Origin of the sequence: Bacteroides sp. AF34-31BH, assembly GCF_003602795.1 — a bacterium.
Classification (GTDB): domain Bacteria; phylum Bacteroidota; class Bacteroidia; order Bacteroidales; family Bacteroidaceae; genus Bacteroides; species Bacteroides uniformis.
The window spans coordinates 196,721-209,721 of record NZ_QTLV01000007.1 but is presented as its reverse complement, the minus strand read 5'-3'; the positions used below and the strand labels follow the sequence as shown (position 1 = coordinate 209,721).

The window sequence follows — 13,001 nt, the reverse complement described above, 5'->3', positions numbered from 1 at the left end:
TAATAAAATTCTAAGAAACATGTCCATGAAAACAAAATCTCTCTTAATAGTAGCATTGGGAGTCTTGTCGGGCAACTTGAGTGCGAAAGACTATTTGCTCTCGACTCCCAATACTTCTTTGTTGATAACAGCAAATCCCGGTGAAAAATCAAAATACCAATACTATGGAAGCCGTATATCAGAAAAGGATATTCAAGGCATTTATGACAGCAGTTTGGCTTTTGGAGTAGAAAGTTATCCGGTATTCGGAGTGAATACGGCGGGTGAGCGTGCCATGGCAGTGACACATGCCGATGGCAATATGTCGCTGGATCTGGTAGTGGAGGAGGTGAAGCAATATACCACCGATGAGGGCGAAATGATGGAAATCCGTATGAAGGATCTGGTTTATCCTTTTGCGTTGAAACAGATTTTTAAAGCCTATAAAGGGACGGACATTATTTCGACTTGGGTAGAGGTGGAGAACAACGGCAAGAAACCGCTTACATTGTATCGCTTTGCTTCTGCTTTTTTCCCTGTGCACAGAGGGGATAACTGGATGACGCATTTCCATGGATTCTGGGGGGCGGAATCTACGATGGATGAAGAGAAACTGACCAATGGGCAGAAGGTGATTTCCAATAAAGACGGACTGGTGAATACTGAATCGGACAACCCTTCTTTCTTGCTCAGCATGGACGGCAAACCGCAGGAAGAACATGGCAGGGTATTGGGCGGAACATTGGCCTGGACCGGAAATTATCTCATCAAGCTGGATGTGAAAAACAGACAGTTCAACATTTCTGCCGGGATCAATGAAGAGCACTCTTATTATGTGCTCGATGCCAAGAAGAGTTTTGTCACTCCGGAGTTTGCCATGACCTACAGTACTTCCGGTAAGGGAGGCGTCAGCCGTGCTTTTCACCGTTGGGCACGCCAATATAAGCTGCACGGTGGAAATGTGCCGCACGACATTTTGCTGAACAGTTGGGAAGGTGTTTATTTCAAGGTGAACCAGCAGGGTATGGATCAGATGATGGAAGCTTTCTCGGCCATGGGAGGCGAACTCTTTGTGATGGACGACGGTTGGTTCGGCAATAAATATCCGCGTAACAACGGAAGCAGTAGTTTAGGTGATTGGGAGGTTTGCAAGGAGAAATTGCCCGGAGGGATTGAAGGATTGCTGGATTCTGCAAAGAAGTATAACATCAAGTTCGGGCTTTGGATTGAGCCGGAAATGGCAAATACCAAGAGCGAGTTATTTGAAAAGCATCCCGATTGGATTCTGCGTATCGCCAATCGTCCCCTTTCAACCGGACGTGGCAAGACACAAGTGGTGTTGGACTTGACTAATCCGGAAGTGCAGGATTTTGTATTTGGAGTAGTGGATAATTTGATGACCAAGTACCCCCAGATAGCTTATATGAAATGGGATGATAATTGCAGCCTGCTGGACTACGGCTCTTCTTATTTGCCTGAAGATAGACAGTCGCATCTTTATATCGAATATCAAAGGGGATTGAACCAGGTGTTGGAACGTATTCGTGCCAAGTATCCGGATCTGGTGATGCAGGCGTGTGCCGGTGGCGGCGGACGTGTGAACTATGGGATGCTGCCGTATTTTAATGAATTCTGGACCAGCGATAACACCGATGCCTTGCAACGCATCTATCTGCAATGGAGCATATCGAATTTTTATCCGGCAGTGGCGATGGCTTCTCATGTGAGTGCCGACAGAAATCATCAGACGGGTCGTCGCATCCCTTTGAAGTTCCGCTTTGACGTGGCCATGTCTGGACGTCTCGGTATGGAAATTCAGCCCAAAGACATGAGTGAGGAGGATAAGGCCTTTGCCAAGCGTGCCATTGCGGCCTATAAGAAGATACGTCCGGTGGTGCAGTTTGGAGATTTGTATCGTTTGGTTTCGCCGTATGACAATAAATCTGTATCTTCGTTGATGTATGTGACACCGGAAAAAGCCAGGGCAGTTTTTTATGTATATAAAATGTCTCACTTTGTAGATATGGTGATACCGAATGTGCGGATGAACGGACTGGATTCCCAGAAAATGTATCGCTTGGTGGACTTGACTGCGGTAAAGGAAAACAAGCCTTGCGCTTTGCACGGTAAGGTCATTAGCGGAAAACTGTTGATGGAAGAGGGACTGGTGTTGAAGAATTTGTTGAAGAGTGAATATTCCAGTCTGGCATTGGAACTGCAAGAGGTGAAATAAGAGGGTATGAGAAAAATTGTTTTCATTATAGTTGTATCGTTAATCTCTGCTTTGCAGAGTTGCGAAAAAGGCACATACAAGCAGGAAGAATTTGTGAATTTGCTGAATATTGAGGTTGGTTATGAGGTGACTCCAGAAGGGTATTTCTTTTCCGACTTGGGCGATTGGCACGGGTATGGATTTAATAAACCGTCGGCTGATTCTTTGGTCGGTGGATTTAGGGGACCGGCATTTACCGGAGAGCGAAAGCTGAAACTTCAATGGTTGTCTGATTGCTTTGAAAAATTGACATTGGCAGAAGTCGTTGATGGGAGGCGTACTGCTGTTTCTTATACAGCATCTCCTGTCAATGAATATCTTCCGGGTATGTTGAGGCAACGCCTTACTGCCGGTACTCTATCTGTAGAGCTAAAGGAAATAGCCATATCGGATAGGAGTACGATGATAGAATATAGAATAACTAATTGCGGAGATAGGGAACGTGAGGTCATCTTTTCTTTAAGAGGGAAGCTGGCCTATCAAGATGCCGTTTGTTCGGTGGTAGATAAGAATAGTCTGCATGTAAGTGTGGCCGATAATAAGCATCATTTTGTGGTGTCTTTCCCTGCGGGAGCTGTCATGGAATCTGTGACCGGTAAGGAATATGTCATGAATCTGGAAAGCACGAAAATCAAGCCGGGAAAATCGGGTGTATTCCAGACTTTCACTACTTATTGTCCGGCTTCTGATAAAGAGACTGCCGTGGCAACTCATCAACAAATTGCAATGGATGGTGCCGAGGACTATTGGGTGCAAAACAAAGAACGCTGGGAAGGGTATATCAATAGTATTCTTGGTCGTGACACTCCTTATTTGCAAAGTGAACGGAATCGAAACTGGGCGGTAAAGGCCTTGATGACATTACACACCAACTGGCGCAGTGCGGCAGGTGACTTGAAACATGGTGGGGTACAGCCGGCTACCGGTCACTTTGATGCTTTTTGGGCATGGGATAGTTGGGAACATGCTGCGGCTTTGTCTATCTTTAATCCGGAATTGGCAAAGGAACAGATGAAGACCATGTTTGACTATCAGACGCCTGAGGGAATGATTGTGGACCTCATTTCTATTTATAAAGAAAATAATAATAATAAATGCTCAAAACCACCTATTGCCGGATGGGCCACTTACATGGTGTATCAGCGGACTAAAGATAAGGCTTTCATAAAGGAGATGCTGCCCAAGTTGTTGAAATATCATGAATGGAGGTATAAATACAGGGATCATGATGGAAACGGTTTGTGTGAATATGGGGGTATTGGTCCTAAAGTCTACATGGGGCAATGGGAAAGCGGAATGGATGTAGCAGTGAAGTTTCATGGTGTGAAAATGCTGAAGAATGCGGAAGGTGCCTATTCTTTTGACCAGGAATCTGTTGAGCTGAACAGCTACCTTTGCGCCGAGAAGTTCTATTTGGCTTATATGTTGAAAGAAATTGGTGAGAATGAGCAAGCTGCCCGCTTTATAGAAGAGGGGAAGAAGTTGAAGAAACTGATTCAGAACAATTTCTTCGATGAGGAAACCGGCTATTTTTATGACCGTAAATTAGGTACAGGGGAACTGGTGAAAGTGATAGATATTTCCGGATGGATTCCTTTGTTTACCAAAGTGGCGACACCCGAACAGGCGGCGGCTGTCAAGAAGAATATGTTGGATCCGGAATTGTTCGGTACTTATTTCCCATTCTCCAGTTTGAATCACAAGCATCCTTTGTATCGTCCTGATAAAGGCTATTTCCGGGGGCAGACTTGGATGAACTATACTTATTTCGGCATCCGTGGCTGGAAGAACTATGGATTTGTCGAGGATGCGGATAAATATACCCGTTTGCTTCCGGATAGATTGAAGGGGCTTGCCGACCCGGGATGTCCGATCCGTGAGAATTGGAATTCAGCTACCGGTGAAGGTATGACGGCCAAACATTTCGGTTGGTCAAGTGCTTTTTCGATTTTATTGTTGGCAGAAGATGCTGATACTTTTTCTTATGTACCCGAATTTTGATTGGACAGAACTAATACATACATGTTATGAATCATATAAAATTACTTTATCTCAGTTTGTTGGCTTGTATGACTTGTCTGCCTTTGCAGGCGGCAGAGCGTACTTTTGCATTGAAATCGCCGGATGGAAATCTGGAAGTGGAAATCAAGGCGGGTGACCGCTTGTCTTATTCCTTGAAACACAAAAACAAGTTGCTGTTGGCTGAAAGTCCCATAGGCTTGGTGTTGGAAGATAAAACATTAGGTACGGATGTGCGTGTGAGTGGGGCAAAACGCCGCGATTTGGTGACAGAAAATATCCTTTCTCCCAACTATCGCTTTTCGGCTTTTAATGTCACTTACAATGAATTGAATCTGAAACTGAAAGGGAATTATGGCATCGTGTTCAGGGCTTACGATGAAGGGGTGGCCTATCGTTTCTATACATCCATGAAGCAGCCGTTGGTCATTGAAGATGAGATTGTGGAGATGAACTTTCCGGAAGATTATGAGACTTATATGGCCTATTCGACAGTGAAACCGGGAAAAGATCAGTATGCGATGGCCTTTCAAAACATCTATACGAAAGCGACCGTAAAGAATGTCCATACGGATAATATAGCTTTCTTGCCCATAACCATGGATTGTGGAGAGGGCGTAAAGATGACTTTGCTGGAATCGGATTTGGAGAATTATCCCGGTATGTTTGTTGAGGGGGATGGCAAGACGTGTTCGCTGAAAGGAACTTTTGCCCGTTATCCTGTTGAGCTTAAAAGCTTTCCGCCGCGTGCCATGAAGCGGGTGGTAGGGCGTGCCGACTACATGGCCAAGGTGAATGGTACGCGTAGTTATCCCTGGCGTATATGGGCAGTGACGGAGAAAGATACTGAAATGCCTGTCAATAACCTGGTGTATGCTTTGGCCTCACCCAACCGCATCGGTGATACTTCCTGGATAGAGACCGGCAAGGTGGCCTGGGAGTGGTGGAATGATTGGGGCATTTCGGGCGTTGATTTCAAGGCAGGCATCAACATGGATACTTATAAATATTACATTGATTTTGCTGCCGAGAATCAGATTGAATTTGTGGTGTTGGACGAAGGCTGGTATAATCCGAAGAAGGGGGATATGTTGACTGCGATTCCCGAACTGGATTTGGAGGAATTGGTGCGTTATGGAAAAAGCAAGGGAGTGGATTTGATACTATGGACAGTGTTTAATGTGCTGGATGAGCAGCTTGAAGAGGCTTGCAAGAAATATTCGGCCATGGGTATCAGTGGTTTCAAGGTGGATTTTCTCGACAGGGACGACCAGACAGCGGTGGAAATGGCATACCGCATTGCTGAAATGACAGCGAAGTATAAGCTGACTTTGGACTTGCACGGTTTCTACAAGCCTACCGGAATAAACCGCACTTATCCGAACATTATCAATTTTGAGGCAGTGTTCGGCATGGAAGAGATGAAATGGCGTTCGGTGGAGTGGGACATGATGGAATATGATGTGATGATGCCATACATCCGCATGATGGCAGGACCGGTGGATTACACGCCGGGGGCGATGAGAAACGCATCGAAGAAAGATTTCAAGGATATTTATTACAATCCGATGAGCCAAGGTACGCGCTGCCATCAGCTTGCCACTTACGTGGTTCACGACTCTCCGTTGACCATGCTTGCCGACAATCCTACTATCTACCAGAAAGAGCAGGAATGTACGGATTTCATAGTGAGTTTGCCCAATAAGCAGATAGAGGAAACACGTGTATTGCAGGGTGAACTTGGGGAATACATCATCACAGCCAGAAGAACAGGTGCTTCATGGTGTGTAGGCGGCATGACTGACTGGAATTCGAGAGAAGTGACATTGGATTTCTCTTTCCTGCAGGATGGAAACTATGAGGTGGTGTTGTTCAAGGATGGTGTGAATGCCGACAAGCAGGCTTCCGATTACGTAAAAGAGACATTTACCGTGACTCCCGATTCTAAGAAAGAGATTCGTATGGCTCAAGGCGGAGGGTTTGCCATGCTGATAAAGAGGGCTTAGAGTCTTATGGTGGCATCGGATAAAATTGTAGAATAATTTTCGCAAATAAAAAAGCAATGTATATAAAGTGTTTCAGAATGAAGAGGGTTGGCATTATGTTGCTGTCTTTCTTGCTTGCAGTAAGATTTGAGGTGTTAGCAAATTCGAGTTATGTGCTTCCGGAAGCGGCAGGTGTTATAGATGTGACGGCAGCACCTTTTTATGCCGATAATACGGGTCTTAAAGATTGTTCGGATGCATTGCAGAAGGCTTTTACGTATGCCGCCAGCCGTACTAAAGGTATATTCACGAAAGACGAGAGGGCTGTGCAGATCATTTATTTTCCGGCAGGGGAATATAAAGTGTCAAAGCCTTTGATCTTTGCCTCGAAAGAGATACAAGAGTTGCATAAGAAAAGAGCTGAAGAAATGCAAATGATGTATATCTCTGCCCATACAATGATTTGGGGGGAAGGAAAAGAAAATACCAAAATAGTGTTGGATGAGCATTCGGAAGCTTTTCAGGAAGGCGAAGTTCCCCTCATTCGTTTTTTGGATGCTAAATTCTGTAATACAGGATATTATAACGGAATACGGCATGTCAGTATTGAGATAGGGAAAGGCAATCCTGGAGCAGTAGCGGTGGATTATGTTTCCAGTAACAACGGAGAATTGTGTGATGTGGATATTATTTGCCGTGACAATGATACGCCGGCTGCCATCGGACTGAACTTGCCGATACGTGGAGGAGGGCTTTCGTACATACATGAGGTAGGTATTTATGGCTTTCGCACAGGAATAGCAGTAAAAGGGGATTATCCCGGATTTACGTTTGAAAACATCAAATTGGAAGGACAACATACTGCGGGAATACATCACGTATCTAAAAACATTGCAATCCGTGGACTTTATAGTAAAAATGCTTGTCCGGCATTGGTACTGGAAGGTAAAGATGCGATTACTACGTTGATAGATGCAGAACTTGAAGGTGGGGATGTCAATGCCTCTGCTATTCGCAATGAGGGACATTTGCTTTTGCGTAATATCGGTATGAAAGGGTATGGAAAGATGCTTGAGGGGATAGCTCTGGAGTTGGTTGACGGTCGTCTGGATGAATATGTTTCTACTGTGGTGCGTCTTTCGGATGCTGCGCCATCTAAAACACTTTCTTTGCCTATTAAAAATGCACCTCTGTATGAATTTCCCTCCCCTAAAGATTGGTCGATATTTGATGTCTCTGCACAAGACGATGATACGGAAGCTTTGCAAAAACTTATTGATAGCGGAGCGGAATATATTTTTGTAAAGGCTGTGAAAGAACGTCTTAAACTAAGAGGAACCGTTCACTTGAGAAATAACTTGAAATGGCTTCATGGCGGATGGTGCAATATGGACGTTGAAAATGAAAGCGAAATAGGTTCTCCGTTGTTTATCTTTGAGGACGGTCGCAATGAGGTGATGATTATGGAGGCATTTTCGACGGGGCAATATCGTAACACCTTTACTACTTTTGTGAACTGGCGTAATAAGACCACGGTAATACGGGATATGTTTATGGGATATGGCGATTCTTCGTATCGTAACTATGGTACTGGGGATTTGTTTCTGGAAAACGTGGTGACCGGTGGAGGTGATTATCCTGAACTTCCGGAACATAAAAAGGCCGGATGGCTTTTTGAACACCAAAATGTATGGTTCAGAAACCTGAATCCGGAAGAATGGGTTCCCGATATTCATGTAGGAAAAGGGGCGGTAGTATTCGGTCTTGGTGGAAAACTAGGTGAATTGTATGGCACTCATCTTCGGGTGAGTGATGGCGGAAAGGCTGAGATATATGGTATCATGTGCAATATAAACATGACGGTACCCTATCATTGGCCTAATCTGGAGGTACATGGATCGAGCATGACCGGGATAACGATTGAAGTAGATAATGCCGATGTCTCTTTAGGTGTTTTTCAAGATGGGTCGGATGATTTCCCAGATCCTACATTTATTCGTGAAATCAATGGTAAAGATACTTATATATTGAAACATAAAGATGCTCCTAAACGTAAAGGCGATGGAGTTGGTTCGGTAGTAGCACCTCTTTATCGTTCTACTTTTAAGACTACAAACAAATAATAAAATAGGTACAATGAGAAAACTGTTATTGTCGGTTGCTTTGCTATTATGCCTTAACGGGCGGGGAATGGCGCAGCAGTATTGGAATGTTGACGATGCCGGAAATAGCATCACTTGGCAAGTGAAAAAGGGTGTAGAACATCAAGACCATATCGAGATGGCTGGCAAGAGGGTTGCCGTGGTGTTGAGATACGGAGTGGGAGAGAATGGTGAATTCGTGCTCAATAAGAGTATGGTTTGGCCCATGCTTCGTACCGTGCCCAACAATACGCATTCGTCTTTGATGAGGAGATTTGACTGGAATCCATTGGACGGGATGACCATCAACGGGCGTTCCATGCAGGAAGAGGTACAGTCCATGACACTGAATGGCACTTTGGAAGTTTCGAGTGTCATCAAATTGGGTCGGGACAACTCTTTGTTGTTGAAACGTACATACTTCCCGTCTGTAGATAAACCCGCCTTGATAGAAATTTACAAGTTTGTCAATACAGGCAAGAAGAAAGTAACTATCGAGACTGCCGAGATGCACAATGTGGTGACTACGCATCCGGATAAAGGGGTTGCCGGCAGTTATAAAATCCATCTGACATCTGCTCCCTCCCAATCACTGGATTTGGCTCCCGGTGAAAGTTTGGAATTTACGGCTTCCATTTCAGGATATAAGACAGGAGAACAGCCGCAAAGTTTTGATGGCGACAAAGAATTGGAGATGCGTCGTTCGGTAGTAGATGAATGGATGGGCAATCTTGTGTTGGAAACACCCGATCCGGTGATTAATGAAATGTTTGCATTTTCTAAAATCAGGGCTTGCGAAAGTATATACGAGACCAAGGGCGGTCCCATGCACGGGCCGGGGGGTGAATCTTATTATGCAGCCATTTGGGCAAACGACCAGGCCGAATACATCAACCCTTATTTCCCGTTTGTGGGCTATAAGTATGGGAATGCTTCGGCCATGAATTCGTTCAAGCATTTTGCGAGATACATGAACGATGAGTGGAAGCCTATTCCGAGTTCGATTATTGCAGAAGGCGATGGCTATTGGAACGGGGCAGGAGACCGTGGGGATGCGGCTATGATAGCATACGGTGCCGCACGTTATGCCTTGGCCAGCGGGAATAAGGAAGAAGCCAAAGAGTTGTGGCCGTTGATAAAATGGTGCCTAGAGTTCAGCAAGAGGAAAATTAATGAAAAGGGAGTTGTGGCTTCCGACAGGGACGAACTTGAAGGACGTTTCCCGGCAGGGAAAGCCAACTTGTGCACCTCTTCTCTCTATTATGACGCACTTCTTTCGTCTGCATACATAGCCGAACAGTTGGGTGAAAAGAGTTTGGCTAAGTCTTATCGCAGGCAAGCCGCTGAATTGGAAAAGAACATGGACGCTTATTTTGCATCCAATGTGGAGGGCTTTGATACGTATGCTTATTATGAAGGAAACGATGTGTTGCGTGCATGGATATGTATTCCTTTGACGGTGGGTATTCACAAGCGTGCAGAAGGAACTATAGAGGCGTTGTTCTCTCCACGGTTGTGGACGGAAAACGGATTGCTTACACAGGCTGGAACAAAAACCTTCTGGGATCGTTCTACGTTGTATGCGTTGAGAGGGGTGTTCATGGCTGGAGAAACGGAGAAGGCTTTGGAATATATGAAGCGTTACTCCAATACGCGCTTGCTGGGAAGCCATGTGCCTTATGCTGTTGAGGCCTGGCCGGAAGGCGGACAGAGGCATCTTTCTGCCGAAAGTGGATTGTATGGGCGAATTGTTACCGAAGGTATTTTCGGCATACGTCCTACGGGATTCGATTCGTTTACGCTCACTCCCCGACTGCCGGAAGAGTGGAACGAGATGTCTCTTCGTAGGATAAGGGCATTTGGGAGCGATTTCGACATCCAGGTGTTGAGAGTGAACGATAAAACCCTGCGTGTAATGATCACGAAGAATGGCAAAACGCTCTTGAACAAGAAAATCAAGAACGGTGCTACGTTGAATTGTAAGTTATCATAAGTTGGAGTATATGAATTGGTTGAATAAAAAATGGATAATCACTTTGGCGGCGGTTATCCCGTTTGGAGCGGTAGATGCTCAAAAGAGATTGACGCTGGAAGACCCTACGGGGAAAGTGGAAGTATGTATCACGTTGGACGATGTGATAAAGTATAGCGTGTCTCACGAAGGCGATGTGATGATTGCCCCGTCTCCCATATCCATGGAGCTTATGGACGGTGCGGTATTGGGAAAGTCGCCCCGACTGAAGAAGCAGTCGAGAAGTTCTGAGAACTCTGTCATAACTCCTCCTTTGTATAAGAGAAAGACGATAAAAGACCATTATAACGAGCTGGTATTGCATTTCAAGGGGAATTACAGCCTTGTATTCAGAGCCTATGAAGACGGTGTGGCGTATCGCTTCCTTACCAACAGCAAGGATTCGCTTTTCATAAAAAATGAGCAGGCGGTGTTCAATCTGCCGGATAATCCGAAGATATTTGCTGCTACTCCCAAAGGACGTACGATAGACGGTGAGGAAAATCAATACCATAGTTCTTTCCAGAATACTTATCAACATGTGAATTTGTCGGAATGGGATAAGAACCGTTTGGCTTTTATGCCTGTTCTTGCCGAAAGGAGAGGGGAGAAGAAGGTGTGCATTACAGAGGCAGATTTGCTGAACTATCCCGGTATGTTCCTGAAAGTATCTCCTGATGATAAAGGCTTTTATGGCCATTTTGCTGCCTATCCGAAAGACGTTTCTGTAGAAGTGAGAGGCTTGAAGGGGGTGGTCAAGACACGTGAGCCTTATATCGCTAAAGTAGCGGGGAAGATGTTTTTCCCCTGGCGCGTGATGGTGATTTCAGAAAAAGACACGGAATTGCTGTGCAGCGATATGGTGTACAAACTGGCTACTCCGGCTGCTGAAGGCGACTATTCTTGGATAAAACCCGGGAAGGTGGCTTGGGACTGGTGGAACGACTGGAATCTGTATGGCGTTGATTTCCGTGCAGGCATCAATACGGAGACTTATAAATATTACATAGACTTTGCAGCCAAGCAAGGTGTGGAATATGTCATCTTGGATGAAGGATGGGCGGTTGCCGGACCGGCAGATTTGTTTCAGATTGTGCCTGAAATAGATTTGAAAGAGCTGATACGTTATGCCGATACCAAAAAGGTGGGGCTTATCTTATGGGCAGGCTATCGTGCGTTCGATTTGGATATGGAGCGCGTCTGCAAGCATTATGCTGCTATGGGTATCAAAGGATTTAAGATTGATTTTATGGATCGTGATGACCAATACATGATTGATTTCAATCGTCGTTGTGCGGAAATGGGTGCCAAGTACAAACTACTTATTGATTTGCACGGTACTTCCAAACCTACCGGATTGCAACGCACTTATCCCAATGCCATCAACTTTGAAGGAGTTCACGGATTGGAAGAGTTGAAATGGGCAAAACCGGATACAGACCAGGTGACGTATGATGTGACGATGCCGTTTATTCGTATGGTGGCCGGGCCGGTAGATTATACTCAAGGGGCTATGAACAATATGAATAAAGAAAACTTTAAGGCCATCTATTCAGAGCCGATGAGTCAGGGCACTCGTTGCCGTCAGTTGGCCGAGTATGTGATTTTTGATTCCCCCTTGAACATGTTGTGCGATGCACCTACCAATTATCTGAAAGAACCGCAATGCACTCAGTTTATTGCTTCCATCCCTACTGTGTGGGATGAGACTAAGGCATTGTCCGGAAAAGTGGGTGAATATGTGGTGATGGCGCGTCAGAAGGATGAGGTTTGGTATGTAGGTGCTTTGACCAATTGGAATGCACGCGACATGGAGCTGGACTTGTCTTTCTTGGGTGAGGGTGAGTATCAGGCTGAAATTTTTGAAGACGGAATCAATGCCGACAGAGTAGGCAAGGATTATAGGTATAGAACAGTCAAACTGTCTGCTGGTAAAAAGATGAAGATACACATGGCTCCTGGAGGAGGCTTTGTCATGAGAATCCTGAAATAGTACATAAGTGTATCGTTATGAAAACTAATCAGAGTGGAGTTGGCTGAACAAGTAAATTCACTCTGATTTTTTACATTCATATTAAGTTCTTGATAGAGATGAGAAGAAAGGTATCAGCAATTCTTTGTTGTTGGTTGGCTTGCGGGATGCTGTAGGCAGAGCTAAAAAATGTGGGTTAAAGGTCTCAATGTTCAGACCAAAGAATCTGCAGACTCTTTGTTATCTAAATCTTACCCCGACCATATTTTGCGTAACTGGAACAAATCAAGTGGAAATTATAGCAGTAGTTGAATGAACTGATGGATATTACACAGAAGTATGTGCCGTTAATGGAATTCTGGTTTGACAGCAGATGGGGTAAAGAAAAATGTTGTTGGTCCATAGATAAAATTTATAAGACTATAAAAGAATGTGAGTCTCTTTGTTTGGTAGTATCAATTGGACTATTCTCCTTTTTCTTATGGGAGAACTGATTAGTGTTAGCTGAATATATGGGTAGTAAGATATCACAATGGTAAGTACTAGGCTTTACTGTATTGGTGAGTGGGGAGGTGATTGAGATATACTGGCTTTGTTTTACAGAATGTGAAAAATAGAGCGG

Annotated in this window: 6 protein-coding genes; all 6 read left to right on the top strand. The window is 44.7% G+C overall.

Annotated features, from left to right (window positions below):
- Positions 1–19: 19 nt before the first annotated feature.
- The 6 genes from DWZ67_RS12780 (at position 20) to DWZ67_RS12755 (ending at position 12,400) form a co-directional block, all read left to right on the top strand.
- Positions 20–2,212, top strand: coding sequence for an alpha-galactosidase (locus DWZ67_RS12780; protein WP_165852475.1), 2,193 nt, complete (start codon positions 20–22; stop codon positions 2,210–2,212).
- Between the two features lie 6 nt (positions 2,213–2,218).
- The gene (locus DWZ67_RS12775; RefSeq protein ID WP_120138945.1) at positions 2,219–4,252 is read left to right on the top strand and encodes an MGH1-like glycoside hydrolase domain-containing protein; all 2,034 of its coding nucleotides are present in this window, start codon (positions 2,219–2,221) and stop codon (positions 4,250–4,252) included.
- A gap of 26 nt (positions 4,253–4,278) precedes the next feature.
- Positions 4,279–6,276 carry a glycoside hydrolase family 97 protein gene (locus DWZ67_RS12770; RefSeq protein ID WP_120138943.1) on the top strand — a complete coding sequence of 666 codons (1,998 nt, stop codon included), beginning with the start codon at positions 4,279–4,281 and terminating at the stop codon, positions 6,274–6,276.
- 77 nt (positions 6,277–6,353) lie between these two features.
- Entirely contained in the window at positions 6,354–8,378 is a 2,025-nt protein-coding gene (locus tag DWZ67_RS12765) for a glycosyl hydrolase family 28-related protein (protein WP_165852474.1), read from the top strand.
- Between the two features lie 13 nt (positions 8,379–8,391).
- On the top strand, positions 8,392–10,389 hold the full coding sequence (locus DWZ67_RS12760) for a hypothetical protein (protein ID WP_120138939.1): 1,998 nt from the start codon (positions 8,392–8,394) through the stop codon (positions 10,387–10,389).
- Positions 10,390–10,399: 10 nt separating this feature from the next.
- A complete protein-coding gene (locus DWZ67_RS12755; RefSeq protein ID WP_120138972.1) occupies positions 10,400–12,400 on the top strand; it encodes a glycoside hydrolase family 97 protein in 2,001 nt (666 codons plus the stop codon).
- The last annotated feature ends 601 nt before the right edge of the window (positions 12,401–13,001 follow it).